Here is a 26,806-nt window from a genome sequence, read left to right as displayed (position 1 = left end):
ACCAGCCATCCCTGTGCGAGCGATGACGCGAGGTCACCGACCCATGAACAGACAAGATCAGCCCGACAGAAACCGCCGCCCCCGACTCATCGCCGCCGCAGGCGTCGGCGCTCTCGCCCTCACCGCCGCCCTCGCGACCCCGCTCAGCCCGGCCCCGCAACAGGCCCATGCCAAGGAGAGCAAGAAGGTCCTCACCGTCGCGGTCGCGCAGAGCGTCGACTCGCTGAGTCCGTTCCTCGCGACGCGCCTGGTCAGTACGAGCATTCACCGGCTCACGTACGAATATCTGACCAACTACGACGCCACGGACAACCGCGCGATCCCGGGCCTCGCCACCAAGTGGGAGCCGTCCGCCGACAAACTCACCTGGACCTACACGATCCGCTCCAACTCCAAGTGGTCGGACGGCCCGCAGGCCACCGCCGAGGACGCGGCATGGACCTTCAACAAGATGATGACCGACGACGGCGCCGCCACCGCCAACGGCAGCTTCGTCAGCAACTTCAAGAAGGTCACCGCCCCGAGCCCCACCCAGCTCGTCATCGAGCTGAAGAAGCCGCAGGCCACCATGGCCGCCCTCGACGTCCCGATCGTCCCCAAGCACGTCTGGGAGAAGGTCGGGGACTTCTCGAAGTTCAACAACGACAAGAACTTCCCCGTGGTCGGCAACGGACCGTTCATCCTCACCGACTACAAGGCCGACAGCTACGTACGCCTGAAGCCCAACAAGAGCTTCTGGCGCGGGGCGCCCAAGTTCGACGAGCTGGTCTTCAAGTACTACAAGGACGGTGACGCGGCCGTCGCGGCCCTGCAGAAGGGCGAGGTGTCGTTCGTCTCCAACCTGACGCCAGCTCAGTCGGCGGCCCTCGAGAGCCAGCAGAACATCAAGGTCAACGACGCCCCCGGCCGCCGCTTCTACGCCCTGGCCACCAACCCCGGCGCCCAGGCCAAGGACGGCAAGCACTTCGGTGACGGAGCCGAGTCGCTGCTCGACCAGAAGGTGCGCCAGGCGCTGTTCCTGGCGATCGACCGGACGACCCTCGTCGACAAGGTCTTCCAGGGCCACGCCGTCGAGGGCGAGGGATACATCCCGCCGCGCTTCTCCACGTACTACTGGAAGCCGTCGGCGAGCCAGACCCTCGCGTACGACCCGGCCAAGGCGGCCCAACTCCTCGACGAGGCGGGCTACCAGAAGAACGGGGACGGCAAGCGCGTCGAGAAGAACGGCAAGCCGATCAACTACCGCGTCCTGTGCCACGCCACCGACCCGAACGACAAGGCGGTCGGCCAGTACCTCAAGGAGTGGTACGGAAAGCTGGGCATCGGCGTCACCCTGGACTGCCGGGACAACGTGACCGACCCGTGGCTCGCCGGCACGTACGATCTGGCGTTCGACGGCTGGTCCGTCAACCCGGACCCCGACTTCGTCCTGTCCATCCACACCTGCGCGGCCCTGCCCGCCTCCGCCAAGGACACCGGCGCGACCGACAACTTCATCTGCGACAAGAAGTACGACGAGCTCTACGACCAGCAGCTCGCCGAGTACGACCCCGCCAAGCGGGCGGACCTCGTCAAGCAGATGGAATCGCGGCTGTACGACACCGGGTACATGAACGTCATGGCGTACCCGAACGCGGTCGAGGCCTATCGCACCGACCAGATCAAGTCGATCGAGACGATGCCCAAGGCGGCGGGCAACATCTACGGGCAGGACGGGTACTGGAGCTGGTGGTCGGCGGTTCCGGCGGACTCCTCCGGTGCGTCCTCCGACGGTTCGAGCTCGACGGGCGTCATCATCGGCATCGTCGCGGGCGTCGTCGTCCTCGTCGGCGCCGGGGTGTTCTTCGCGAAGCGGCGCCGCGCGACGGCCGAGGACCGCGAGTAACCCCCACACAACCTCCAGTAGCCCCCCACACACAACCTTGAGCAGCCCCCAACACAGAACCGCGAGCAGCCCCCCAACCCACACGGGCACCCCATGAACGTACGAGCGAATGAGTAGTTCATGACCGCTGAGGCAACACCCTCGCTGGTCGAGGCGACCGACGGTCCGGCCGACGCCGGGCCGTCGGTCCGCGGGCCACGGGCGCGCACCGGCGCCGCGTATCTGCGCTATGTGGCGGGCAAGTTGGGCGGCGCGGCCGTCTCGCTGCTCGCCGTTCTCGTCACCAGCTTCTTCCTCTTCCGGCTCATCCCCGGCGACCCGGTCAAGTACATGACGGGCGGTCGCCAGGTGTCCGCCGAGCAACTTGCCAACTACCGCAGGGAGTTCGGGCTCGACCTGCCGATGTGGGAGCAGTTCACGGACTACTGCGGCAAGGCGCTCACCGGTGATCTGGGCACCTCGTACCAATTCCGGGCCCCCGTCATCGACAAGATCACCGAGGCGCTGCCGAACACCCTCCTGCTCACCGGCACGGCGTTCGTCCTCTACACCGCGCTCGGCATCTTCATCGGCACCCGCAGCGCGTGGCGCAACGGCGGACTCTCCGACCGCCTCCACACAGGTCTGGCGCTGACCCTCTACTCCATCCCGTCGTTCTGGCTCGGGCTGCTGCTCATCATCGTCTTCTCGGTGGGCATGGGCCCGATCCCCGGCCTCTTCCCGACCGGCGGCATGGAGTCGGGGGGCGAGGAGGGCTTCGCGTACGTCATCGATGTCGCCCACCATCTGATCCTGCCGGTGGTGACGCTGGTCGCGGTCGAGTACGGGCAGACGCTGCTCGTCACGCGCTCGGCGCTGCTCGACGAGATGGGCAGCGACTATCTGACGACGGCGCGGGCCAAGGGCCTCAGGGACGACCTGGTACGACGCCGCCACGCCGTGCCGAACGCACTGCTGCCGACCGTGACACTGATCTTCATCAACCTCGGCCGGACGGTCGCGGGAGTGATCCTCGTCGAGACCGTCTTCTCCTGGCCGGGGCTCGGCGGGCTCTTCTACCAGGCCCTGAGCGTGCCCGATCTGCCGCTGGTCCAGGGACTGTTCTTCGTCTTCGCAGCGGCGGTGATCGTGATGAACACGCTGGCCGATCTGATCTATCCGCTGCTGGATCCACGGGTGGGCCGATGACCGCGACCGAGTCGGACGGGCCGATGACAACCGAATCCACCACGGCCGAAAAGGCCGACAGCGCCGACAGGGCCGAACCGGCCGCGCCGGTGACGCCGAGGAGCCCCCGCGCGCTCGCCCGGCAACGCCGCCGCCACTCCGCCGCGCGCTTCTGGAAGCAGTACCGCACCCACCGGGCAGGAGTCTTCGGGCTCGCCGCCCTCGGCCTCTTCGCGCTCATCGCGCTGACCGCGCCGCTGACCGTCGGCTCCGACGTGCAGAGCGTCACCGGCGCGCCCGGGCGGCCGATGGAGAGTCCGAGTGCCGAATTCCCGCTGGGCACCGACCAGTTCGGACGCAGCCTGCTCGGGCTGGTGGTGTGGGGCGCCCGGGTCTCGCTGCTCGTCGGGCTGCTCGCGGCGGTACTGTCCGTCGCGATCGGCGCGCTGATCGGCATCACCGCCGGGCACTTCCGCGGCTGGTACGCGACCGTGATCATGCGGATCACGGACTGGTTCCTGGTCATGCCGACGCTCGTCCTCGCGATCGCGCTGGCCACCGTGCTGACCCGGTCGCTCGGCACGATCATCCTGGCCATCGGTGTCACCACCTGGCCCACGACGGCCCGCCTGGTCCGCGCGCAGACCCTCGCCGTGGAGTCGCGGCCGTACATCGAGCGGGCGAAGGCGCTCGGCGGTGGGCACTGGCACGTCATGTCCCGTCATGTGCTGCCCAATGTGATGCCGCTGGTGCTGGCCCAGACGACGCTGATCATCTCCTCCGCGATCCTCGCCGAGGCGACGCTCGCGTTCCTCGGGCTCGGGGATCCGACGGTCGTCTCGTGGGGCGGGCTGCTCCAGGACGCGCGGGAGGCGGGCGCGGTCAGCGCGGGCAAGTGGTGGTATCTGGTGCCGCCGGGTATCGCGATCGCGGTGGTCGCGCTGGCGTTCACCCTGTGCGGGCGCGCGGTCGAATCGGTCCTCAACCCCAAGCTGGGGGTGGCACGTTGACGCTCCTCGATGTCAGGAACCTCGAAGTGACGTACGCGGGTGGGGCGGCCGCCGTACGTGGCGTGGACCTCTCCCTCGAAGCGGGCCAGAAGCTCGGTATCGCGGGCGAGTCCGGCTGCGGAAAGTCCACGCTGGCGCTCGCGCTGCTGCGGCTGCTGCCCGCGGGCACCCGCACGAGCGGGGAGATCCTGCTCGACGGCGAGGACGTGCTGACGATGAAGTGGGGCCGGGTGCGGGCGGTCCGCTGGGCGGGCGCCTCGATCGTCTTTCAGGGCGCGATGCACTCGCTCAACGCCGTGCACCGCATCGGCGACCAGATCGCCGAGCCGATCCTGCTGCACAAGAAGGCGACGCCGGCGGGCGCGCGGAAGAAGACCGGGGAACTGCTCGAACACGTCGGCCTGCCCGCCGCCCGCGCGGACGCGTACCCGCACGAGCTGTCCGGCGGCCAGCGCCAACGCGTCATGATCGCCATGGCGTTGGCCTGCGACCCCCGGCTGGTCATCGCCGACGAACCGACCACGGCCCTCGACGTGATGATCCAGGCACAGATCCTGCGCCTGATCGAACAGCTCGTCGCCGAGCAGGAGCTGGGCCTCGTCATGATCAGCCACGACCTCGCCGTACTGGCCGACACCTGCGACCGGCTCGCGGTGATGTACGCGGGCCGGGTCGTCGAGGAGGGCCCCGCCCGGCAGGTGTACGAGGACGCCCGGCATCCGTACGGCACGGCCCTGTCGGCGGCGTTCCCGCGCATCGGCGACACGGCGTCACGGTTCGCGCCGCGCGGCCTGCCGGGCGATCCGCCGGATCCGTCGGCACTGCCGTCCGGCTGTACGTTCCATCCCCGGTGTCCGGTTGCGCTGGAGTCGTGCGGCACGCAGGACCAGCCCTTGCGGGACGCGGGTGAGGGGCGGTGGGCGGCCTGTGTGCACGTGGGCGCCGCGGCCGTAACAGCGGAACCAGCCAGGAGCACCCCATGACGACGCCTCCCACACCACCCACGCCTCCTATGACGACACCGCCCGTGCCGACACCGCCGACACCTCCTCTCCTCTCCGCGGAAGGCCTGCACGTCTCCTTCCCCGGCCGGCACGGCGCCGCCCGCGCCCGTGCGGTCGACGGCGTCGACCTCGACATCCGGCCCGGTGAGATCGTGGCCCTCGTCGGCGAGTCGGGCTGCGGCAAGACGACACTGGCCCGCTCCCTCCTGGGCCTCGTCCCACCGACCGGCGGCCGCGTCACCTTCGACGGCAAGCCGCTCGACTACTCCTCGCGCTCCCTGAAGGCCTACCGCAAGCGCGTCCAGCTGGTCCTCCAGGACCCGAGCGGCTCACTCAACCCCCGGCACACGGTGTACGACGCGGTGGCCGAGGGGCCCCGCATCCACGGTTACGGCGGCGACGAGCAGGCAGCGGTCGCGGGAGCCCTCTCCCGGGCCGGACTGCGCCCGCCGGAGCGCTTCTTCCTCCGCTACCCGCACGAACTCTCCGGCGGCCAGCGCCAGCGTGTCGTCATCGCGGGCGCACTCGTCCTGGAGCCCGAACTCATCGTCGCCGACGAGCCGGTGGCCTCCCTCGACGCCTCGGTACGCGGTGAGATCCTCGCCCTGCTGCTGCGACTGCGCGCCGAACTCGGCCTGTCCGCCCTGGTGGTGACCCATGACCTGGGCCTGGCGTGGAACATCGCCGACCGGGTCGCGGTGATGTACCTGGGCCGGATCGTGGAGACGGGCGAGGTGGAGAAAGTACTGACGGCACCTCAGCACCCGTACACCCAGGCCCTGTTGTCCGTGCTCCCCGAGGCGCCGGGCGCCCCCGTCGTCCTGACCGGCGAGCCGCCGGACCCCTCCCGCATCCCGTCCGGCTGCCGTTTCCACGCGCGCTGCCAGATCCTGGCGAGCGGGGAGGCGGAGCGGGCGGGGGTCGCGGACGCCTGCCGCGGCCGGGATCCGGAGGTGCTGGGCGGCGGCGGTGCGGCGCAGGTGGCCTGCCACTGGGCGACATCGGCGGTCACTCGGTAGGTACGTCGATGGGGGCGGCCGGTGCTTTTCAGCGCACCGGCCGCCCCCATCGACGTATCCGCCGAATGACCTAATCGGCGTCGTACGCCTCGATCAGCTCCCGCGACCGCTTCACGTCGTCCGCGATGGCCTCGAGCAGCGCCTCGATGGAGTCGAACTTGGCCATGCCGCGGACGTAGGCGAGGAAGTCGACGGCGACGTGCAGCCCGTACAGGTCGAGGCCGACGCGGTCGATGGCGTACGCCTCCACCGTGCGCTCGGTGCCGTCGAACTGCGGGTTCGTACCGACCGAGATCGCGGCGGGCATCGCCTCGCCCTCGACGTGCAGCCAGCCGGCGTAGACGCCGTCGGCGGGGATCGCGGTGTGCGGCAGGGTCTCGACGTTGGCGGTCGGGAAGCCGAGATCGCGGCCGCGCTGGGCGCCACGGACGACGATGCCCTCGACGCGGTGCGGGCGGCCCAGGATCTCGCGCGCGCCCTCGACGTCGCCCTCGGCGACGAGCCGCCGGGTCAGGGTCGAGGAGAAGGGCAGGCCGCCGCCGGCCGCACCGCTCACGTACAGCTCCACCACCTCGACCTCGAAGTCGTACGTCTCGCCCTGCTCACGGAGGAAGTCGACGTTGCCGGTGGCCTTGTGGCCGAAGCGGAAGTTCGGACCCTCGACGACGGCCTTGGCGTGCAGCTTGTCGACGAGGACCTTCACCACGAAGTCGGCGGGCGACAGCTTCGAGAACTCGGTGGTGAAGGGGAGGATGAGCAGCGCGTCCACACCCAGCTCGGCACACAGCTCGGCGCGACGGTGGTGCGGGGCGAGCAGCGGGGGGTGGCTGCCGGGGCGCACGACCTCGCTCGGGTGCGGGTCGAAGGTGACGACGACGGAGGGCACGCCCAGGTCACGGGCGCGCTCCACCGCATGCCGGATGATCAGCTGGTGTCCGCGGTGCACCCCGTCGTAGGAACCGATGGTGACGACGCTGCGCCCCCAGTCCTCGGGGATGTCCTCCAAGCCACGCCAGCGCTGCACTGTGACCGCTCCTTGTCGAACCTGTGTCCGTGATTGCCTCATTCGCAGCTCTAAGGGTGCCATGCCGCGTGGGCGCGGTTCGCATCGGCATCGGGGTGTGACGCATCGCGCACGGGTCAGACCGGAACCCGCACCCCGGCCAGGCTCTCGATCATGCGGCGGGTGCTCGGGCCGACCACGCCTGCCCACTCCTCCGGAGCGCAGGTCAGCCAGCGGGCCACGAGTCCGGCGAAGCCGGGGACCTGGCGGGCCAGGTCGACGAGACCGCGGTCGAAGCCGGTGGCACCGGCAGGGGTACGGACCATGAGCAGGCCCGTCCGGTGCACCAGCTCGCGGGTGGGCTCCTCGCCCCGAAGTGCCATGCCGTCCACGGCGGCCCGCAGCAGGGTGTCGAGGACGGCCGGGTCCTCCTCGTGCGCGAGCAGCAGGTCCAGCAGCTCGCGCCGCAGCGCGCCGGAGGTGCGGCTGCCGGGAACCGCCAGCACCGCCGCGAGGGCCGCCCGCACCGGCGCGGGGCAGCCGACCAGTAGGCCGGTGACCAGGGGAAACAGCACCGCGCGAGCGGCCGGTCCGTGTTCCAGACGCCGGTCCACATACGCGGCGACGTCCGCGGCGGCCGCCGGGCGCAGCTCCACCACCTCCCGTACCAGCGTGGCGACGCGGCGGGCGAGGGCGGGCGTGGTGACGTCGGCGAGCGTGCGCAGCACCTCGCCCGTGTCCGGGCCCGGCTGCCGCAGCCGGGCCCGGAAGGCGCCGAACACCGGGTCCGGGTGCGTGGCCAGGGCCGCGACCAGCGCGCTCGCGGGCACCTGCGCGTCACCCGCCGCGAACCGCTCCAAGGCCTGCGGCAGGTGCCGGGCCCGGGTCCATGGATCCCGTACGAGGAGGCCGAGCGCTCCGCCGTGCAGCGTGCTGTCGGCGGGGCGGGCCAGCAGGGCGAGCGCCGCGTAGCGCAGCAGCTCGCGGTCGGCCTCGGTGCGGACGTGCGGCGCGGCGCGCAGTCCGTACGCCAGCGCCGCCACCCGCCGCGCCGGTCGCCCGTCGTGTGCCCACCGGTCCACCGACCGGCACACGGCCGACGGCTCCTCCTCCGCGAGCACGGCCAGCAGTTCGTCGCCCCGCCGGTGCGCACAGCCGACCAGCGCCTCCGCCAGGTCGTCCAGGGCGCGCCTGCGGTGCGTGTACAGCAAGGCCTGTGCGGCGGTCGCCACGGTCGCGTGGGGCGTCGCGGGCAGCGGGCGGTCGTCGTCGAACCAGCGGGTGAGGTGGAGCGGTACGCCGGTGGGGTCGGCGGCGAGGAGACGGGCCACGGCGTCCAGGTAGCGCGGGGAGGCTGTCGCGGAGTCGCGGGGAGCCCTGTCCGCGACGACCAGGCGCCTCAGCAGGTCGAGCCGCTCCGCCTTCGGCAGTGGCAACGCCTCCCAGAAGGACGGCCCGAACTCCCCCGGCACGCCCCGGCCCCGCGCCCGCCACGTCACGATCCGCTCGGCGAGCAGCCGCAGGACGCCCGCGTACGGCGTCGCGTCGGGCACGCGGGACACGACGTCACCGAGGAGACGGGTGGCCCACCAGGTGGGGTCCCCGGGCGGGGCGGATGCCTCCGGCGGCAGGGCGTCCATGGCGTGGACCAGGTCCTCCAGGCGGATGGCCAGTTCGGCGGCGCCCTGCTGACGGGCCAGCAGGAGCAGGGCCTGGACGACGGGGCCGATGCGGTGGCGAGGGAGGGAATGGGCTTGGGTGTGGGGCGGGGTGGCCGAGGTTGCTGGGGTGGCCGAGGTTGCGGGGGTGGCCGAGGTTGCGGGGATGGCCGGGGAGACTGGCCGGCGCGGGCCACCGGCCCTCCGGCGACGCGTCGCGGTCGCCCCGGCTCCCGGTCCGGCTCCCGGTGCGGCTTTTGGTCCGGCCAGTGGCCCGGCCGCCTCGGCCGACAGGGACGAGGGCACCCGTTGCGCCGGGACGCGATCCGTTCCCGTGGTCGTGGCCGCCGCTGCGGCCGGGGGTGCCGACGGGGTTCCCGTCGCGACCGCGACCGCGGTACTCGTCACGGAAGACCCGGCCGTGCCCCACCCCGCAGGCGCCGCCGGGGCGTCGCGGCCCCGGTGGACCAAGGCGTGCAGGGCCGCGTCCAGGTCCAGGTGGGTGCCCTGGATCCAGTCGGCGAGTTCTTCGTGGGCGAAGCGGTAGCCGTTACCGGCGGGGACCAGGAGGCCCTCGGTGAGGACGGCGGAGGCCCAGCCGGTGGTACCGCCGAGTCGGCGCCCGGGGGCGGGGCCCCACGGGAAGACGGCTTCGAAGGACTCGCGGTCCAACTCGCCCTGCCCGGGCCCCAGACAGCGCCGCGCGGCCTCGTGCACCTGGCCGGAGACCTGGGCGGCGAGACGTCGTACGGCCGTGCCGCGCAGCCCGTTCGCCGCCGCGAGTCGGACCGCGATACGCAGACACATCAGGTCCAAGTGGGCGGCGAAGACCTCGTCCCGCTCCAGCCGTAGGGCGGGCGTGTCCGGCAGCGCGGCCAGCACCTCCGACAGCAGCCGCAATGTCAACGGGTGCCGTGCGTCGGCCTCCGCCAGCGCGTCCTCGGGGATCCCGGCCCGCGTCCGGACCTGCCGCGCCTCCCTCTCGGTCAGATCGCCCAGCCGGACACCGGGCGGAAACAGCGGTTGCTCGTCGGCCCCGGCCCGGTGCAGCAACTCCCCCGGAAACTCCGCTCCGGCCTGCTCCCAGTACTCGGCCCGGCACGCCACGACGAGCCGCGCCCCGGTCGCCCGCAGCCACTCGGCCGTCCCCGCGGTCCAGTCAGGCAGCCGGTCGGCGAGCGCGCTCGGCATCTCCTCGGGTCCGTCGAGAAGGAGCAGCAGCGGGCGTCCGGTGTCCCGCGCCAGCCGGGCCAGGCGATCGGGACCGATGTCGCCCAGTTCACCGCCGTACCGGTCGGGAGGCAGCACCCCCGAAGCGCCGGACCGTCGCTCCTCGGACTCTCCATCCTCCCCTTGCTTCCCGGGCTCCCCCGAGGCCGCCACGATCCGCCCCGCCCGCTCCAGCGTCCGTGCCGCCGCGTCCGCGACAGAGGTGTCCGTGGCGAGGAGATCGGCACCGCGCAACCAGAGCGTGGGGGCCGGTTCCGCGCCCCGGGCGCGGCGGGCGGCGAGGGCCGCGAGTTCTGTCGTACGACCGCTGCCGGGCGGGCCGACGAGCCCGAGGACGGCGGCCGGACCGTCGGTGAAGGCCGCGAACTCCCGTACCACGGCGGCCCGTTCGACGGGAGGACCGGACACCCCGCCGCCGGTTCCCGCCGACGTCGCGGACCCCGGCCCGTCCGACCCCACCGAGGTCGCCGTGAGCTCCAGGACGCCTGCCGGATTGAGATCGGCCCCGTACGCGGGCACCGTCGCCGCGTTGCGGGCCAGCAGCGCCGCTAGCGGCTCCTCGACGCCCGGTCGCCGCAGCGGGACGGCGAAACCCACCGTCCGGTGCCCGGTGTACAGCGCGGTGCCGAGGACGCCGATCACCGCCCCGGTCGACGCGTCGAGCACCGGTCCCCCGGCCGCGCCGCCACCCAGGCGGAGCGCGTCCGCACCCGCCGTGCCGATCGCCAACTCCACGGCGTCATCGAGGAGATGGAAGCGATCGGTCGCCGTGTACGTCGCGGTGGTGGTGCCGAGCACCCGCGCCTCGCGCCAGCCGCCCGCGGCGATCCGGACGTACCTGCCGGTCTCGACCCGGTCCCGCACGGTGATGGGCAGCGGGTCGAGGCCGAGGCCTTTGGTGCGTACGAGCGCCAGATCGGCTTCCGGGAGGGGTGTGACGGCGTCGGCGCTCACCACGCAGATGCGGTCGCCGGGGGTGTGGAGAACGAGGCGGGTGAGGCCGTCGACGGCCTCGTGGCTGGTGATCACCGTGCCGTGGTGGTCGGCGGCGAAGCCCGTGCCGCGCGGGCGTCCCGCCAGGTCGCGGATGCACACCAGGCCTTCGTCCCGCGCCCGGCGGGTGTCGTCCGGTGTCTGCTCGTTCCCGGTCCGCGGGCCCCGTCCCGCCATGCTCGAACCTCCCCGCCGCGCTCCTGTTTCCGACGGTAGGCGCGGGGTGATCAGCGGGATAGATCGCGTGGCGAACGCGCCCCCTTCCGCTCCCTCGGTTCACTCCGAGCGCCTGCTCGATGGGGTGAATAGGGGAGGGCGGATGGATACACCCTTGGGTGGGGGAACCGAGGGGGGACCGTGGAGCGGCGGACACGAGCCCCGTGACCGCCGCTCCACGCGCGAGCGGCCTCCGGCCGCCCCGCAGGGCCCATCGGCGTCAGCCGAACACCGCGAGGCTCTTGGCCTTCCCCTTCTGCTCCTCCACCAGCGCCAGGAACGCTCCCGACGGGTCGAAGACCGCCACGGCGCCCTTACCCGCGTACGTCTCGGGCATCTCCAGGCGTACGCCGTTGAGGAGCAGCCGCGCCCGCTTGGCGTCGACATCCCAGCGCGGGAACGCCGCCGCGGCAGCCTCCGCGATCGGCATCACGGTCAGCTCCTCCTGGAGCTGGTCGAGGGTGCGCGCGGAGTCGAGCTTGTACGGGCCGACACGGGTGCGGCGCAGCGCGGTGAGATGACCGCCGACGCCCAGGTCCGCGCCCAGATCGCGAGCGAGCGCGCGGATGTACGTCCCGGACGAGCAGACCACCGAGACGACCAGGTCGAGCACGGGCGTGCCGTCCTCGGCGACCGCGTCGCGGATGTCGTACACCGCGAACGAGGAGATGGTCACCGGGCGGGCCGGGATCTCGAAGTCCTCGCCGTCGCGTGCCCGCTTGTAGGAGCGCACGCCGTCGATCTTGATGGCGCTGACCTTGGACGGGACCTGCATGATGGCGCCGGTCAGCTTGGCGACGCCGGCGTCGATGGCCTCACGCTTGACCTCCGACGCGTCCGTGGACGACGTGATGTCGCCCTCGGCGTCGTCGGTCACCGTGTTCTGGCCGAGCCGGATCGTGCCGAGGTACTCCTTCTCCGTGAGCGCGAGGTGCCCGAGGAGCTTGGTCGCCTTCTCGACGCCGAGCACGAGCACGCCCGTCGCCATGGGGTCGAGGGTGCCGGCGTGTCCGACGCGGCGGGTTCTGGCGATCCCGCGCATCTTGGCGACCACGTCGTGCGAAGTGAAGCCCGATGGCTTGTCGACAATGACAAGCCCATCGGGCGTCCGGTGCTTCTGGGTCATTCGGCGGCGTCGTCCGTCTCGTCTTCGTCGTCCGGCTTCTTGTACGGGTCCGCGTCACCGGCGAAGGTGGCGCCGGCCGAGACCTCGCGCACCTTCGCGTCCGAGGCCCGTGCCTTGTCGAGCAGGTCCTCGATGGTCTTGGCGGTGTCCGGAAGGGCGTCCGCGACGAAGGTCAGCGTCGGCGTGAACTTCACGCCCGCCGCCGCGCCGACCGCGGAGCGGAGCACGCCCTTGGCGCTCTCCAGGCCCGCGGCCGCGGCCGCGCGCTCCTCGTCGTCCCCGTACACCGTGTAGAAGACGGTCGCCTCCCGGAGGTCCCCGGTGACCCGGGTGTCCGTGATGGTCACGTGTGAACCGAGCCGCGGGTCCTTGATCCCGCGCTGCAGCTTCTGGGCCACCACCTCTCGGATGAGGTCCGCCAGCCTCTTCGCCCGCGCGTTGTCGGCCACTGGTCCGTCTCCTTCTTCGCCTTGCTTGTTTCGTCAATCTTCGTCTTTGTGGAGCCTGCGCCGTACCGAGAGCAGCTCCACCTCCGGTCGTGCCGCGACGAGCCGTTCGCACCGGTCCAGTACGTCGGTGAGGTGCTCGGTGTCTCCGGAGACCACCGCGAGGCCGATCTCGGCCCTGCGGTGCAGGTCCTGGTTGCTCGTCTCCGCCACGCTCACGGCGTACTTCCGCTGGAGCTCGGCCACGATCGGCCGGACGACTGAGCGTTTCTCCTTCAGCGAGCGAACATCGCCGAGGAGCAGGTCGAAGGACAGTGTCCCCACATACATGTGTAACCGGATGTCCCGCCGGTACGGGATAGATGGCCTGCCGATGCACTTGGCAGGATCATCAGAACCGTACAACGAACGGGCCGGGGTGCTCGACGGGATATTCGCCCCCGCCGCCCCTGCCCTGCGGGCCGGTGCGGGCTTGTCGCGCATTTCCCCGCGCCCCTAAACGGCAAGGTTGGCCGGCGGGAACTTCTTCCCGCCGGCCAACCTCACACCACCGCTTTACGAACGCGGCTTCTCGCGCATCTCGTACGTCGCGATGACGTCGTCGACCTTGATGTCGTTGAAGTTTCCGAGGTTGATACCACCCTCGAAGCCTTCGCGGATCTCGGTGACGTCGTCCTTGAAGCGACGCAGACCGGAGATGGTGAGGTTCTCCGCGATGACCTTGCCGTCGCGGATGAGGCGCGCCTTGGTGTTGCGCTTGACCTCGCCCGAGCGGACCAGGACACCGGCGATGTTGCCCAGCTTGGACGACTTGAAGACCTCGCGGATCTCCGCCGTGCCGAGCTCGACCTCCTCGTACTCCGGCTTGAGCATGCCCTTGAGGGCCGCCTCGATCTCCTCGATGGCCTGGTAGATCACCGAGTAGTACCGGACGTCGACGCCCTCGCGCTCCGCCATCTGCGCCGCGCGGCCCGCAGCGCGGACGTTGAAGCCGATGACGATCGCGTCGGAGCCGGTCGCCAGGTTGATGTCGGACTCGGTGACCGCACCCACACCGCGGTGCAGGATGCGGATGTCGACCTCTTCGCCGACGTCGAGCTGGAGCAGCGAGGACTCGAGAGCCTCCACCGAACCGGACGCGTCGCCCTTGATGATGAGGTTGAGTTCCTGCACCAGACCGGCCTTGAGGGCCTCGTCCAGGTTCTCCAGGGAGAACCGGACACCCCGGCGGGCGAAGTTGGCGTTGCGCTCACGCGCCGCGCGCTTCTCGGCGATCTGACGCGCCGTGCGGTCCTCGTCGACAACCAGGAAGTTGTCGCCGGCGCCCGGGACGTTGGTGAGACCGAGGACGAGGACCGGGGTCGAGGGACCCGCCTCTTCCACGTTGTCGCCCTTGTCGTCGAGCATCGCGCGGACACGGCCGTACGCGTCGCCGACCACCATGGTGTCGCCGACCCGCAGGGTGCCTCGCTGGACCAGGACGGTCGCGACGGCGCCGCGGCCACGGTCGAGGTGGGACTCGATCGCAATACCCTGCGCGTCCTGCTCCGGGTTGGCCCGCAGGTCGAGCGAGGCGTCCGCGGTGAGGACCACGGCCTCCAGCAGCTGCTCGATGTTGAGCCCCTGCTTGGCGGAGATGTCGACGAACATCGTGTCGCCGCCGTACTCCTCGGCCACCAGACCGAACTCGGTGAGCTGACCGCGCACCTTCGTCGGGTCGGCGCCCTCGACGTCGATCTTGTTGACCGCGACCACGATCGGCACATCGGCCGCCTTGGCGTGGTTCAACGCCTCGATCGTCTGGGGCATCACACCGTCGTTGGCCGCCACCACGAGGATCGCGATGTCGGTCGACTTCGCACCACGGGCACGCATGGCGGTGAACGCCTCGTGACCCGGGGTGTCGATGAAGGTGATCTTGCGCTCTTCGTCGTTGACCTCGGTCGTGACCTGGTACGCACCGATGTGCTGCGTGATACCGCCGGCCTCGCCCGCGACGACGTTCGTCTTGCGGATGGTGTCGAGCAGTCGGGTCTTACCGTGGTCGACGTGACCCATGACGGTCACGACCGGCGGACGCGCGACGAGGAACTCCTCGCCACCCTCGTCCTCGCCGAACTCGATGTCGAAGGACTCGAGCAGCTCGCGGTCCTCCTCCTCGGGGCTGACGATCTCGAGGACGAAGTTCATCTCGTCCGCGAGGAGCTTCAGCGTCTCGTCGGAGACGGACTGCGTGGCAGTGACCATCTCGCCGAGGTTCATCATCACGCCGACGAGCGACGCCGGGTTGGCGCCGATCTTCTCGGCGAAGTCGGTGAGGGACGCACCGCGCGACAGGCGGACGGACTGTCCGTTGCCGCGAGGCAGCATCACGCCGCCGACCGACGGGGCCTGCATGGCCTCGTACTCCTGGCGCCTCTGCCGCTTCGACTTGCGACCACGACGCGCGGGACCGCCGGGACGGCCGAACGCACCCTGCGTGCCACCACGGCCACCGGGACCACCCGGACGACCGCCGAAGCCGGGACGGCCACCGCCGCCACCACCGGGACCACCGGGACGGCCGGCGAAGCCGCCGCCACCACCGCCGGGACCAGCGGGACGACCCGCGAAACCGCCACCGCCGCCACCGGGACGACCGGCGAAGCCGCCGCCACCGGGACGACCGCCGCCGCCACCGGGACCACCGGGACGACCGCCGCCGCCAGGACCGCGGCCACCGGGGCCACCGCCGGGACGCGGGCTGCCCGCGGCAGGACGCTGCGGCATCATGCCGGGGTTCGGACGGTTACCGCCGGGGCCACCGCCGGGACGCGGAGCGCCACCCTGCGGACGGGGCATACCGCCCGGAGTCGGACGGGCACCGCCCGGACCGCCCTGCGGACGCGGAGCGCCGCCGGGACCGCCCTGGGGACGGGGAGCACGGTCCTGACCCGCGCCCTGCGGACGCGGAGCGCCGCCGGGACGGTCGCCACCGGGACGCGGGGCACCGCCCGGACGGGGCGCCTGCGGGCGCGCCATGCCGGTGGAGCCACCAGAGGTGAACGGGTTGTTGCCCGGACGCGGTCCGGCCGGACGAGCACCGGGACGCGGGGCCTGGCCACCCGGACGCGGAGCGCCCTGACGGTCGCCACGGTCACCGCGGTCGGGACGCTCACCACGGTCGGGACGCTCGCCACGACCCTGACCGCCCTGGCCGGGACCGGCCGGACGGGCACCGGGCTTCGGAGCGCCGGGACGGGCACCCGGACGAGCGCCGGCGGCCGGAGCCGCAGAAGCCGCGGGAGCCGACGGGGGGGCGGTGAACTCAGCCGCGACCGGAGCCGGAGCCGCCGGAGCGGGCTTCGGAGCAGGCTTGGGACCCGGAGTGGGACGCGGGCCCGGCGCAGCCGGAGTGACCGGCGCCGAGGGGCGCTCGGACACGGCCGGCTTCGGAGCCGGCGGGCGCGGGGCGGCCGGACGGGCTGCCTGCGCGGGAGAGGGGGCGCCCGGCTTTGCCGGGGCAGCCTTGCGGGCGGAAGCGGGCTTGCCGCCACCGCTGCCCTGCTGGAGGGCGTCAGTCAGTTTGCGTACAACGGGCGCCTCGATCGTCGAGGACGCCGAACGGACGAATTCACCGAGTTCTTGGAGCTTGGCCATGACGACCTTGCTCTCAACCCCGAACTCCTTGGCGAGTTCGTATACCCGGACCTTAGCCACTTCGCTCCTTTTAGGTCCGGGATGCGTCCGGACCGTCGCTACTTCATGGGCGTACTCATCGCGTGCTCATCGAGTGCTCATCGCAATCTCGACCTACTTCCAACTCGCGGGGTACCAGGGCCGCACGGGGGTTCCGTGCGACACGTCTTACGGTGTTGCCTGCTCGACGTAGAGGCGCAACGCCGCCGTGTCGAGCGATCCCTGGGCACGCAGCGCCCGTGGGAATGCCCGGCGGCGTACCGCCAGGTCGAGGCAGACCAGGGCGGGATGTACATACGCACCCCGGCCGGGCAGCGTACCGCGATGATCGGGGACACATTCGCCCTCGACCGCCACGATGCGCAGCAGATCCTTCTTGGCCGCTCGCTCCCGGCACCCCACACAGGTGCGTTCAGGGCATGCGCGGGCTCGCGTCCGGCCAGACACTCTTAAGTCTACCTCCCCGTACCGACCTCACCCCTTTGAGGCAAGAATCGAACGGTTGTTGTCGTGATCTAAGCCACCTGAGGCTTGGATCTATTCCCCGATCTATTCCCCGCGCTGCTCGGCAGGCTGTTCGGTGTCCGGGCGGATGTCGATCCGCCAGCCCGTGAGACGGGCCGCGAGGCGGGCGTTCTGCCCTTCCTTGCCGATCGCCAGCGACAGCTGGTAGTCCGGGACGGTCACGCGCGCGGAGCGGGCCGCGAGGTCGACGACCTCGACCTTGGAGACACGGGCCGGGGACAGCGCGTTCGCCACCATCTCGGCCGGATCGTCCGACCAGTCGACGATGTCGATCTTCTCGCCGTTCAGCTCGGCCATCACATTGCGGACCCGGCCGCCCATGGGGCCGATGCAGGCGCCCTTGGGGTTCAGTCCGCTACGGGTCGACCGGACGGCGATCTTCGTACGGTGGCCGGCCTCACGCGCGATGGCGGCGATCTCGACCGAGCCGTCGGCGATCTCCGGCACTTCGAGCGCGAAGAGCTTCTTCACCAGATTGGGATGCGTACGGGACAGGGTCACGGACGGGCCGCGGACACCCTTCGCCACCCGTACGACGTACGAGCGCAGCCGCACGCCGTGCTGGTACGTCTCGCCCGGGACCTGCTCCTGCACCGGCAGGATGGCCTCCAGCTTGCCGATGTCGACGAGCACGTTCTTCGGGTCACGGCCCTGCTGGACCACACCGGTGACGATGTCGCCCTCCCGCCCGGCGTACTCACCGAGCGTCGCGTCGTCCTCGGCGTCCCGCAGGCGCTGCAGGATGACCTGCTTGGCGGTGGTCGCGGCGATCCGGCCGAACCCGGACGGGGTGTCGTCGAACTCGCGCGCCTCCTGCCCCTCCTCCAGGTCCTGAGGGTCCTCCTTCGCCCACACGGTCACATGACCGGTCTCCCGGTCGAGCTTCACGCGCGCGTGGCGGCGGCTTCCCTCGGTACGGTGGTAGGCGATGAGGAGGGCCGACTCGATCGCCTCGACCAGCAGGTCGAAGGAGATCTCCTTCTCCCGCACCAAGCCACGCAGGGCACTCATGTCGATGTCCACGGCTACGCCTCCTCTTCCTTCTTGTCCTTACGGCTGAACTCGACCTGAACGCGCGCCTTGACGATGTCCTCGAAGGCGAGCCTCTTGGCGGTGGGCTTGCGCCCCTTCACGCCGGGCACTTCGACGTCGATACCGGCGTCGTCCAAGTCGAGGATTCTGGCGACCAGTTCGCCGCCTTCGCCGAGCTGGAACTTCACCAGCCGGTCGATGGCGCGTACGTAGTGACGGTGCTCCTTGAGCTCGCGCTCGGCACCGGGGGTTCCGACCTCGAGGGTGTACTCGCCCTCGCCCATCGCGTCCGTCTCGTCGAGCTTCGCCGAGAGCGCGCGGCTCACATCGGCGATCTGGTCCAGGTCGGCACCGGTGTCCGAGTCGACGACGACACGCAGCACGCGCTTGCGTCCGACCGAGTCCACTTCGATCTCCTCGAGATCGAGTCCCTGGGTGACGACGAGCGGTTCCAGTAGTTCTCGCAGCCTCTCGCTCTGGGTCGTGCTCATCCGGGTGACTCCTCGGCCGCGTGTGCTGTTGTGGGTAGGTCGTGTGTCAGGTCAAAGGGTATCCGGTCGCGGAGGGTGTTGCCGTCCACCGGAACACGGGCGTGTGCGGGCCGTCAGCGCCTGCGGCGGGGCTCCTCGCCCCCGCCGCCCCTACCCGTCCCATCCCCGGGGGCTCCGCCCCCGGACCCCCGGCAGATTGTTGATTTGCTGCGGGCGGTGGGGGCTGGGCGCGCCCACGCGGCGGAGCCGCACAATGTCACAGCCCCGCGCCCCTAGGCATCTCAGCCCGTCCGGCGATTGAGGACGAGGCCGTTCAGGCCGAACGGGGGCCTGGGGGGGCGGAGCCCCCAGGTACGGATGGGACGGGTAGGGGCGGCGGGGGCGAGGAACGGGTGGGGGGAGAGCCGCTGGGTGGTGATCGGGTCCGGCGCGGGTACCGTGATCACGGGCGTGCCGCCCTCCCGTTCGTACGAGCCTTCGAGGACGTCTGCCGTGCCGTTCACCCTGCCGTCGCGCACCCCCACGGGACCGCGCCGAAGGAGCCTGCTCGCGTCCGCCGCGGGCGCCGTCGTGCTCGCGGGCTGTTCCGCCCCCGAGTCGTCCACCGACACCACGGGCGGGAGCCCCTCGGCCGCGGACCGCGCACGCGCGCGTGCGGCCCGCGACAGCGAAACGCTCGCGGCGCGGTACGCCGCCGTGATCACCGCCCATCCTCCCCTGGCGGAGCGGCTGAGCCCGCTGCGGGCGGAGGTCGTACGGCATGCGAAGGCGTTCGGGGGCACCGGGAGCAGCAAGCCCTCCGCGACCGCTCCCAGTCCCAGTCCCAGTCCCACTCCCGCTTCCCCTTCCGCTTCCGTATCGGCTTCCGCCTCCGCCTCCCCCACGGTGCCCACCAGCGAGAAGGACGCGCTCACCGACCTCGCCTCGGCCGAGCGCACCCTGGCCGACCAGCGCGCGAAGGCCCTGCTGGAGGCCCCGGGAGAGCTGGCCAGGCTGCTGGCCTCGGTGGCGGCTGCCGGGGCCGCGCACGCGTTCTTGCTGACGGAGGGTGCGAAGTGAGGTCGACCGACGACACGAAGAAGGCCACGGCCGCGGAGCTCGACGCCCTGCAGGCCGCGCTGGCCGCCGAGCACGCCGTGGTGTACGGCTACGGAGTCGTCGGCGGCAGGATCGGTACGGAGCGCCGCAGCGACGCGCGGGCGGCGTACGACGCCCATCGGGCGCGGCGCGACGAACTGACCCGGGCCGTGCGGGACCTGGGCGGGAAGCCCGTGGTCGCGGCGGCGGCGTACGCACTGCCGTTCGCCGTGAAGGACTCGGCCGCGGCCGTACGGTTCGCCGCTGAACTGGAGGAGCGGGTGGCCGGGGTGTACTCCGACCTCGTGCGCGCCTCCTCGGGCGACCGGCGGGGCACAGCCGCACAGGCGCTGCGGGAGGCGGCGGTGCGGGCGGTGCGCTGGCGCGGGGAGAGCGTACCCTTCCCTGGGCTCGCCGAGCGGACGGCCACCCCGTCCGCGTCGGCACCCTCGCCCACGTAACGCGACCTGGAAGGGAACAACTCTCGGATGGACTCGCGCATGGCTTTCGAACCGCCGCAGCGCCTGGTGCGGGCGCTCGGCGAGACGCAGCGGGGCGGGTCCGACGGGGGAACCGACGGCACCAGTGAGTGGCTGGACATGCTGCCCGCACTGGTGCAACAGGCTGTTGATCTACGCGAGTTGACCGTCGAGCGGGTGCAGGCACCCGGTGGGCGCAGCAGTCTGGTCGTGCTGGTGCGGCGGTTCGACGGGACGCCCGCCGTGCTGAAGCTGGCGCCGGAACGGGCCCGTCCGGAGAGTGAGCGGGCCGCGCTCGCGCACTGGGACGGTCGAGGCGCGGTGCAGCTTCTCAATCCCGGCGACACGCACGGCGTCATGCTGCTGGAGCGGTTGCGTCCCGACCTGTCGGTGCGCTCGCTGCCCGAGGCGAAGGCGCTGCTGGAGGCGGCGGGTACGCTGCGCCGGCTGTGGGTCGAGCCGCCCGCCGCCCATGTCTTCGAGACGGTCGCGGAGCGGACCGGACGACAGGCCGAGGCGATGCGGGCGACGGCGAGCGCCGACTCCGACGTCACGTCACTGGTCGACGCGGCGCTCGCCGCCCGCACCGAACTCCTCGCCGACCCGCCCGAGGAACGGCTGCTGCACGGCACCTTCCGGCAGAGCAAGGTACTCGCCGGTGAGCGCATGCCCTGGCTGGCCGTGGGCCCCGACCCGGTGGTCGGCGAGTGCGCCTTCGACCTGGCCCGGCTGGTCCGTGACCGGGTCGAGGACCTGATCGCGACCCCCTCGGGGGCGTCGACCACCCGGCGGCGTGTGAAGCGGCTCGCCGAGTCCCTGGACGTGAGCCAGGAGCGGCTGCGGGGCTGGACCCTGTTCCGGGCGGTCGAGTCCGGCGTACGGGCGCGGCGGGTCGGGCGGGCGCAGGATGCCGAGCTGCTGCTGGAGTTCGCCGACTGGCTCTGACCTCCGTGCGCGGAGGTCGCCTTGACGGCCAGGACGGGGTAGTCGGCCGCGGCTCTGCGGGCGTGTTTCCCAGTGCGGGCGAGGACGGGGAGAACGGCCCTTCGGGCGGTTTCCGCGCGGGCCCGGCCCGGATCGAACGATCCTGGGACGGGCCGCGTTTCGCCTGTCAGGTCAGCTCGACGTACTGGCGAACATGCCGGGCTCGTACGAACCCCCCGGCTGGTGCACGATCACGTTCATCCGGGTGGCCGCGTTGATCAGGGAAACCAGGCAGACCAGCGCACCGACCTGGTCGTCGTCGTAGTGCTTGCGCACCTCGGCCCAGGTCTCGTCGGTCACGCCGTGGTCGCCGAGCCGGGTCCCCTCCTCGGTGAGCGCCAGCGCGGCCCGCTCGGCCTCGGTGAACACGGTGCTGTGCCGCCAGGCGGCGACCAGGTGGAGCCGGAGCGCGGTTTCACCGGCGGCCGCGGCCTCCTTGGTGTGGATGTCGACGCAGAAACCGCAGCCGTTGATCTGGCCGACCCTCAGCTGCACCAGTTCCCGCAGGGTCTTCGGCAACGTCGACCCTTCAAGGGCCAACGAGGTGTTGTAGAACCGCTTGGCGACCTTCGCGGCGGTCGGGCTGTCGAACAGGTTGAAACGGGATTCCATGACGTCGTCCTCACTCCTGCTGTTGTGCGCTGCCGCGCTGAACGAACACAAGATGCCGACGCCCCGATCCCTGTGACGGTGCGGCGATGTGACGTACGCCACCGAGCGCGGGTGTCACAAAGCGATGGGGACCGACGTCTCGTGCACAGCACAGTCGACAGCGAACGAACGGGCAGGAGCCGGCGATGAACGAGCGGACAACGGACACACCCGAGACGGACGCTCATGGCGCCCGCATGGACCGCGTCACCGAGGCGTTCGTCGCCCACCGGAACCTGCTGTTCACCGTCGCCTACGAGATGCTCGGCTCGGCCGCCGACGCCGAGGATGTCCTGCAGGAGACCTGGTTGCGGTGGGTGGGCGTCGATCTCGACACCGTGCTGAATCAGCGTGGGTACCTGGTCCGGATCACCACCCGGCAGGCGCTGAGCCATCTACGCACGCTCGACCGGCGCAAGGAGTCCTACATCGGCCCCTGGCTGCCCGAGCCGCTGCTGACCGCGCCCGACGTGGCCGAGGACGTCGAGTTGGCCGACAGCGTCTCGATGGCGATGCTGCTGGTCCTTGAGACGCTCACGCCGACCGAGCGAGCGGTGTTCGTGCTGCGCGAGGTGTTCGCTCTGGAGTACGACGAGATCGCCGAAGCCGTCGACAAGAGCCCGGCCGCGGTCCGTCAGATCGCCCATCGGGCACGGGCCCATGTCGCCGCGCGCCGACCGCGCGGGGTCGCTTCCGCTGCCGAGACTCGCCGCACCGTCAAGGCGTTCCAGCGGGCGGTCGAAACGGGCGATCTGCAACGCCTGCTCGACATCCTCGCGCCGAACGTCGTCCTGCTGACCGACGGCGGCGGACTCGTGCAGGCCGCACTGGCGCCCGTCGTGGGGGCCGAGCAGGTGGCCCACGTGCTGGGCAGGATCGCAGCCGCGATGTCGCTGCAGCCGACGCAGGTCAACGGTGACCCGGCGCTGATCGTCCGGCTGGACGGCGAGATCGACACCGTGATGGCGATGCGTATCAACGGCGGCCTCGTCACCGGGCTCTACGCCGTGCGCAATCCCGAGAAGCTGTCGCATCTGGAGCGGGAGACCACCTTGCGCCGCTGAGCCCGAGGTCTTCTCGACAGCAGCAGGAGGTCGGCGTTTCGGCTCGCCCCGGCCGTAGCCCCCACGGTCGGCGCGAGCCCGGTCGACGAGATCCCGTTGCCGGGCCGGTACGCCACGGTCGCCCTTCGCGACGGCGGCCTCGCGGACCTCCGGCACCGCGGCCCGCCGCGGGCGCCGAGGCGCCCACGACGTCCACCGCATCCTGGGCATGACCCAGAGACGCCAGAAACCCGCCACGCGATGATCTTGGACTCCTGGGCGGGTCCGCCCGTCACCCGCTATGGCTACGCCGTCAGGCGGGCGATCGCCTCGTCGACGGTCAGCTCCTCACGCTCACCGGTACGGCGGTCCTTCAGCTCCAGGACACCCTCGGCCGAGCGCCGCCCCGCCACCAGGATGTGCGGTACGCCGATGAGCTCGGCGTCGGTGAACTTCACGCCCGGCGAGACACCCGCCCGGTCGTCCACCAGGACCCGCACGCCCGCGGCGCCCAGCTTCTCGGAGACATCCAAGGCCAACTCCGTCTGCAGGGCCTTGCCCGCGGCGACGACGTGGACGTCGGCGGGAGCGATCTCCTGGGGCCAGCACAGGCCCTGCTCGTCCGCCGACTGCTCGGCCAGCGCGGCCACCGCACGCGAGACGCCGATGCCGTACGAGCCCATGGTCACGCGGACCGGCTTGCCCTGCTGGCCGAGGACGTCCAGCTGGAAGGTGTCGGCGTACTTGCGGCCGAGCTGGAAGATGTGGCCGATCTCGATCGCGCGGTCCAGCTTGAGGCCGGCGCCGCAGGACGGGCAGGGGTCGCCCTCCTCGACCACGACGACGTCGAGGTAGTCATCGACCTCGAAGTCACGGCCGGCGACGACGTTCTTCGCGTGCGTGTCGATCTTGTTCGCGCCGGTGATCCATGCGGTGCCGGGGGCCACCCGGGGGTCGGCGATGTAGCGGACCTTCTCCAGTCCCTGCGGGCCCACGTAACCGCGTACGAGGTCCTCGCGGCCCTCGAAGTCCTCGGCCGTCACCAGTTCCACGACGGCGGGCGCGAGGTGCTCGCCCAGCTTGCCGAGGTCGACCTCGCGGTTGCCGGGGACGCCGACGGCGACGATCTCGCCGTCGACCTTGACCAGCAGGTTCTTGAGGGTGGCGGAGGCCTGGACGCCCAGGTGCTCGGCAAGCGACTCGATGGTCGGGGTGTCGGGGGTGTCCAGCTCCTCGACGGGGCCGTGCTGCGTGTCCACGGGCGTCAGCTTGAAGGTGACCGCCTCCGTGTTCGCCGCGTAGTCGCAGGCCGGGCAGTCCACGAAGGTGTCCTCACCGGCCGCGGCGGGAGCCAGGAACTCCTCCGACGCCGAGCCGCCCATGGCGCCCGAGACGGCCGACACGATGCGGTAGTCCAGGCCCAGGCGCGCGAAGATCTTCTGGTACGCGGCGCGGTGCAGCGCGTACGACTCGGCGAGTCCCTCGTCCGTCGTGTCGAAGGAGTACGAGTCCTTCATCTGGAACTCGCGGCCGCGCAGCACTCCGGAGCGCGGGCGGGCCTCGTCCCGGTACTTGGTCTGGATCTGGTAGAGCATGACCGGCAGGTCCTTGTAGGAGGCCACCTGGTCCTTCACGACGAGGGTGAAGATCTCCTCATGGGTCGGGCCGAGCAGGTACTCGGCGCCCTTGCGGTCCTTGAGGCGGAACAGCAGGTCGCCGTACTCCTCCCAGCGGGCCGACGCCTCGTACGGCTCCTTGGGCAGCAGAGCGGGCAGCAGTACTTCCTGCGCGCCGATCGCGTCCATCTCCTCGCGGACCACGCGGGAGACGTTGTCGAGGACCTTCTTGCCGAGCGGCAGCCAGGTCCAGATGCCCGCGGAGTTGCGGCGCACGTAACCGGCGCGCACGAGCAGTTTGTGGCTGAGTGTCTCGGCGTCCGCCGGGTCGTCACGCAGTGTCTTGACCATCAAACGGGACATGCGCTGGACCTGGGCCATGATTCTCGACTCCTGCTGCTCAAGGGTGATGGCAAGGAGGTTAGCCGGGCGGCCCATCACGGTGGAAATCGGTTAGCGCCTGTCCGGCGCCTGCGCAGTGGCAGTGGGGCGCCCATCACGGCGTACGGCTTCGGTGCGCTCGGGAAGAGGACCGGGCGTGCGAGGTCCTCGTACCCCAGCGAGCGGTACAGGCCGCGGGCCGGGCTGTCCGTGTCGATGGCGGAGAGGATCGAGCGGGGTTCGGTGGCGCTGTCGGTGATGTTGGTGATCAGGGCGCGGCCGATGCCGAGGTTCTGGTAGCGCGGGTGGACGTGCAGTTCGGTGATCACGAAGGAGTTGTCGAGCCACTCGTCGTATCCCTGGGCGCGCAGATAGGGCTCGACGACGGTGGACCACCAGTGCGTACGGTCGTTGGGCATGCCGTACACGAAGCCGACGAGCCGTCCGCGGGCGGTGGTGGCGCCGAGGGCGCGGGCCCCCGGGGAGGTGAGGTGCCGCAGCACGATCTGGCGGCGTACGGCGATCTCGTCGGCGCCGAGCCCGAAGGCCAGGGCCTGCACGGTGAGCGCCTCGTCCACGCGCGCGGCGAGATCCAGCGGGCCGATGACCACGTCGTCGGGGTTGCGGGAGCCCTGACCGGGAAATCGCAGCATGTCGGCGAGACTACCGGGGCGCTTCGCTGGATTACGCCGGGGACTACAGGTTGTCGTATGACTGCGGGCCGTCGACGGCTGGTCGCGCCCTCGCGGCGGAGCCGCACAGCGCCGTGATGGGAAGTTCAGAACAGGACGCTCATGAACGCGCCGATCTCCTGGAAGCCCACTCTGCGGTACGTCGCCCGGGCCGGGGTGTTGAAATCGTTGACGTAGAGGCTGACGACGGGGGCGACGTCCGCGAGGGCGTGGCGGAGAACGGCCGCCATGCCCGGGGCCGCCAATCCCTGTCCTCGGTATTCGGGCGCGACCCAGACGCCCTGGATCTGGCAGGCCTGCCGGGTGGCGGCGCCGATCTCCGCCTTGAAGACGACCTTGCCGTTCTGGTCGATACGGGCGAACGAGCGTCCGGAGCTGACCAGTTCGGCCACCCGTGCCTGGTAGAGGAGTCCGCCGTCACCGGCGAGCGGCGAGACCCCGACCTCCTCGGTGAACATCGCCACGCAGGCCGGCATGATCGTCTCGATCTCGTCCTTGCGGATGCGGCGGACGTACGGATCCGGGGCGATGCCGGCGGGGAGCCGGTCGGCGATCATCAGGGGCTGTCGGGCGCGGATCTCGCGGGCGGGGCCCCAGCTCGGTTCGAGCAGCCGCCACAGTTCGGCGGTGGCCTCGGCGGGGCCGACGATCGAGGAGCAGCGGCGCCCGGCCCTGCGCGCCCGGTCGGCGAAGCCGCGGATGGCACGCGGGGTGGCACAGATCGGGACCAGGTTGGCGCCCGCGTAGCAGAGGGAGCGCAGCATTCCGTCCTCGTACCAGCCCCACATCTCACCGCCGAGCCGCCACGGGTCGAGGCCCGCGACCTGTACCCGGGATGCGACGAAAGCGTTCGCGACCGGCTCGCGGTCGAGGACGGCGAGCGCGGCGTCCAGGTCACTCGGTTCAAGGACCCTGGTGGTTGTCTGGGTCAACAACGGGACGACTCCATCACTCCTTGCGGGCAACAACAGCGCGTCGCTCACCCTAATAGCGTCGTCGTGTGCTCGTTCGCGGACACCGGTCAGGGCTTGACCGTCGTATCACGGCGAGAGGCCCTCGGGGCGGGAGTCACACGGTCGGCTGATCTCCGTACTTTAACCGGAGATGCCGAACGGCACCGCACGCTAGGGCCTGTCCGGCGGATCAGGCCGGAGGAAGCAACGGCGCCGCATCAACGCAGGCGAGCGGGGTCCGGTGCGTCCAGCTGGAGGGCGGCGACGCGATGGGGGTCCCTGAGTCGGCAACCGACGACAACGCCGCAGATGGGCGTGCCACCCCACGTCTCCGGCATGCGCCTTGTGACGCGAGGGACCCGGGCTCCCCTCCGGAGGGGAGCCCGGGTCCCTCGCGGCACCGTGGGGGGGAGGTCGTGGCCGCCGGGGAGTGCACGCGCGGTGGGC

At 71.3% G+C, this 26,806-nt stretch carries 23 protein-coding genes; 9 read left to right on the top strand and 14 right to left on the bottom strand.

Going from position 1 to position 26,806, the window contains the following annotated elements; all coding sequences use genetic code 11:
• Positions 1 to 43: 43 nt before the first annotated feature.
• From AB0D57_RS20825 to AB0D57_RS20805, 5 genes are all read left to right on the top strand, one after another.
• Positions 44 to 1,885 (top strand): ABC transporter substrate-binding protein, encoded by a 1,842-nt coding sequence (locus tag AB0D57_RS20825; protein WP_362074639.1) that lies wholly within the window; start codon positions 44 to 46, stop codon positions 1,883 to 1,885.
• A 120-nt stretch (positions 1,886 to 2,005) separates the two neighbouring features.
• Positions 2,006 to 3,073: an ABC transporter permease gene (locus AB0D57_RS20820; RefSeq protein WP_362074636.1), complete on the top strand. Its 1,068-nt coding sequence runs from the start codon at positions 2,006 to 2,008 to the stop codon at positions 3,071 to 3,073.
• Positions 3,070 to 4,062, top strand: coding sequence for an ABC transporter permease (locus AB0D57_RS20815; RefSeq protein WP_362074633.1), 993 nt, complete (start codon positions 3,070 to 3,072; stop codon positions 4,060 to 4,062). The genes AB0D57_RS20820 and AB0D57_RS20815 overlap by 4 nt, the downstream gene beginning before the upstream one ends.
• Positions 4,059 to 5,045, top strand: a complete 987-nt coding sequence (locus tag AB0D57_RS20810) for an ABC transporter ATP-binding protein (RefSeq protein WP_362074630.1) — start codon at positions 4,059 to 4,061, stop codon at positions 5,043 to 5,045. The genes AB0D57_RS20815 and AB0D57_RS20810 overlap by 4 nt, the downstream gene beginning before the upstream one ends.
• A 29-nt stretch (positions 5,046 to 5,074) precedes the next feature.
• Positions 5,075 to 6,085, top strand: coding sequence for an ABC transporter ATP-binding protein (locus AB0D57_RS20805; RefSeq protein ID WP_362074814.1), 1,011 nt, complete (start codon positions 5,075 to 5,077; stop codon positions 6,083 to 6,085).
• Between the two features lie 70 nt (positions 6,086 to 6,155).
• Here AB0D57_RS20805 and AB0D57_RS20800 read toward each other — a convergent pair whose 3' ends face one another.
• The 10 genes from AB0D57_RS20800 to AB0D57_RS20755 all read right to left on the bottom strand — a co-directional run bounded on the left by AB0D57_RS20800 (position 6,156) and on the right by AB0D57_RS20755 (position 18,986).
• Positions 6,156 to 7,109, bottom strand: a complete 954-nt coding sequence (locus AB0D57_RS20800; protein ID WP_362074627.1) for a bifunctional riboflavin kinase/FAD synthetase — start codon at positions 7,107 to 7,109, stop codon at positions 6,156 to 6,158.
• 116 nt (positions 7,110 to 7,225) lie between these two features.
• Positions 7,226 to 11,146: a trypsin-like peptidase domain-containing protein gene (locus tag AB0D57_RS20795; protein ID WP_362074624.1), complete on the bottom strand. Its 3,921-nt coding sequence runs from the start codon at positions 11,144 to 11,146 to the stop codon at positions 7,226 to 7,228.
• Positions 11,147 to 11,405: 259 nt separating this feature from the next.
• On the bottom strand, positions 11,406 to 12,311 hold the full coding sequence (gene truB, locus AB0D57_RS20790) for a tRNA pseudouridine(55) synthase TruB (protein WP_362074621.1): 906 nt from the start codon (positions 12,309 to 12,311) through the stop codon (positions 11,406 to 11,408).
• Complete coding sequence (gene rbfA, locus AB0D57_RS20785) at positions 12,308 to 12,760, bottom strand: 30S ribosome-binding factor RbfA (protein ID WP_362074618.1); 453 nt, start codon at positions 12,758 to 12,760, stop codon at positions 12,308 to 12,310. Before rbfA ends, truB begins: the two co-directional genes overlap by 4 nt.
• Positions 12,761 to 12,793: 33 nt before the next feature.
• Positions 12,794 to 13,087: a DUF503 domain-containing protein gene (locus AB0D57_RS20780; protein WP_362074615.1), complete on the bottom strand. Its 294-nt coding sequence runs from the start codon at positions 13,085 to 13,087 to the stop codon at positions 12,794 to 12,796.
• Positions 13,088 to 13,312: 225 nt separating this feature from the next.
• Positions 13,313 to 16,456: a translation initiation factor IF-2 gene (infB, locus tag AB0D57_RS20775; protein ID WP_362074612.1), complete on the bottom strand. Its 3,144-nt coding sequence runs from the start codon at positions 16,454 to 16,456 to the stop codon at positions 13,313 to 13,315.
• A 147-nt stretch (positions 16,457 to 16,603) separates the two neighbouring features.
• The gene (locus AB0D57_RS20770; RefSeq protein ID WP_362074609.1) at positions 16,604 to 16,882 is read right to left on the bottom strand and encodes a YlxR family protein; all 279 of its coding nucleotides are present in this window, start codon (positions 16,880 to 16,882) and stop codon (positions 16,604 to 16,606) included.
• Between the two features lie 102 nt (positions 16,883 to 16,984).
• Positions 16,985 to 17,983: a transcription termination factor NusA gene (gene nusA, locus AB0D57_RS20765; RefSeq protein ID WP_362074606.1), complete on the bottom strand. Its 999-nt coding sequence runs from the start codon at positions 17,981 to 17,983 to the stop codon at positions 16,985 to 16,987.
• A gap of 2 nt (positions 17,984 to 17,985) precedes the next feature.
• Positions 17,986 to 18,483 (bottom strand): ribosome maturation factor RimP, encoded by a 498-nt coding sequence (gene rimP, locus AB0D57_RS20760; RefSeq protein WP_362074603.1) that lies wholly within the window; start codon positions 18,481 to 18,483, stop codon positions 17,986 to 17,988.
• 281 nt (positions 18,484 to 18,764) lie between these two features.
• On the bottom strand, positions 18,765 to 18,986 hold the full coding sequence (locus AB0D57_RS20755) for a hypothetical protein (protein WP_362074600.1): 222 nt from the start codon (positions 18,984 to 18,986) through the stop codon (positions 18,765 to 18,767).
• Between AB0D57_RS20755 and AB0D57_RS20750 the strand changes: the two genes are divergently transcribed.
• The 3 genes from AB0D57_RS20750 to AB0D57_RS20740 are packed head-to-tail and all read left to right on the top strand — an operon-like array spanning position 18,976 to position 20,984.
• Entirely contained in the window at positions 18,976 to 19,542 is a 567-nt protein-coding gene (locus AB0D57_RS20750) for a hypothetical protein (RefSeq protein WP_362074597.1), read from the top strand. The genes AB0D57_RS20755 and AB0D57_RS20750 overlap by 11 nt on opposite strands.
• The gene (locus AB0D57_RS20745; RefSeq protein ID WP_362074594.1) at positions 19,539 to 20,021 is read left to right on the top strand and encodes a ferritin-like domain-containing protein; all 483 of its coding nucleotides are present in this window, start codon (positions 19,539 to 19,541) and stop codon (positions 20,019 to 20,021) included. The genes AB0D57_RS20750 and AB0D57_RS20745 overlap by 4 nt, the downstream gene beginning before the upstream one ends.
• A gap of 39 nt (positions 20,022 to 20,060) precedes the next feature.
• On the top strand, positions 20,061 to 20,984 hold the full coding sequence (locus tag AB0D57_RS20740; RefSeq protein ID WP_362074591.1) for an aminoglycoside phosphotransferase family protein: 924 nt from the start codon (positions 20,061 to 20,063) through the stop codon (positions 20,982 to 20,984).
• A 171-nt stretch (positions 20,985 to 21,155) separates the two neighbouring features.
• Here the strand turns inward: AB0D57_RS20740 and AB0D57_RS20735 are convergent, their stop codons facing one another.
• On the bottom strand, positions 21,156 to 21,635 hold the full coding sequence (locus tag AB0D57_RS20735) for a carboxymuconolactone decarboxylase family protein (RefSeq protein WP_362074588.1): 480 nt from the start codon (positions 21,633 to 21,635) through the stop codon (positions 21,156 to 21,158).
• 236 nt (positions 21,636 to 21,871) lie between these two features.
• Here AB0D57_RS20735 and AB0D57_RS20730 point away from each other — a divergent pair, with 236 nt between their 5' ends.
• Positions 21,872 to 22,738: an RNA polymerase sigma-70 factor gene (locus AB0D57_RS20730; RefSeq protein ID WP_362074811.1), complete on the top strand. Its 867-nt coding sequence runs from the start codon at positions 21,872 to 21,874 to the stop codon at positions 22,736 to 22,738.
• A 284-nt stretch (positions 22,739 to 23,022) separates the two neighbouring features.
• Here AB0D57_RS20730 and AB0D57_RS20725 read toward each other — a convergent pair whose 3' ends face one another.
• The 3 genes from AB0D57_RS20725 to AB0D57_RS20715 all read right to left on the bottom strand — a co-directional run bounded on the left by AB0D57_RS20725 (position 23,023) and on the right by AB0D57_RS20715 (position 26,341).
• A complete protein-coding gene (locus tag AB0D57_RS20725; protein ID WP_362074585.1) occupies positions 23,023 to 24,714 on the bottom strand; it encodes a proline--tRNA ligase in 1,692 nt (563 codons plus the stop codon).
• A 56-nt stretch (positions 24,715 to 24,770) separates the two neighbouring features.
• Complete coding sequence (locus AB0D57_RS20720) at positions 24,771 to 25,367, bottom strand: GNAT family N-acetyltransferase (RefSeq protein WP_362074582.1); 597 nt, start codon at positions 25,365 to 25,367, stop codon at positions 24,771 to 24,773.
• 125 nt (positions 25,368 to 25,492) lie between these two features.
• Positions 25,493 to 26,341: a GNAT family N-acetyltransferase gene (locus AB0D57_RS20715; protein ID WP_362074579.1), complete on the bottom strand. Its 849-nt coding sequence runs from the start codon at positions 26,339 to 26,341 to the stop codon at positions 25,493 to 25,495.
• Between the last annotated feature and the right edge of the window lie 465 nt (positions 26,342 to 26,806).

It is taken from the genome of Streptomyces sp. NPDC048275, assembly GCF_040652275.1.
GTDB lineage: Bacteria > Actinomycetota > Actinomycetes > Streptomycetales > Streptomycetaceae > Streptomyces.
The sequence above is the reverse complement of the archived record's forward strand: the minus strand, read 5'-3'. Positions and strand labels throughout refer to the sequence as shown.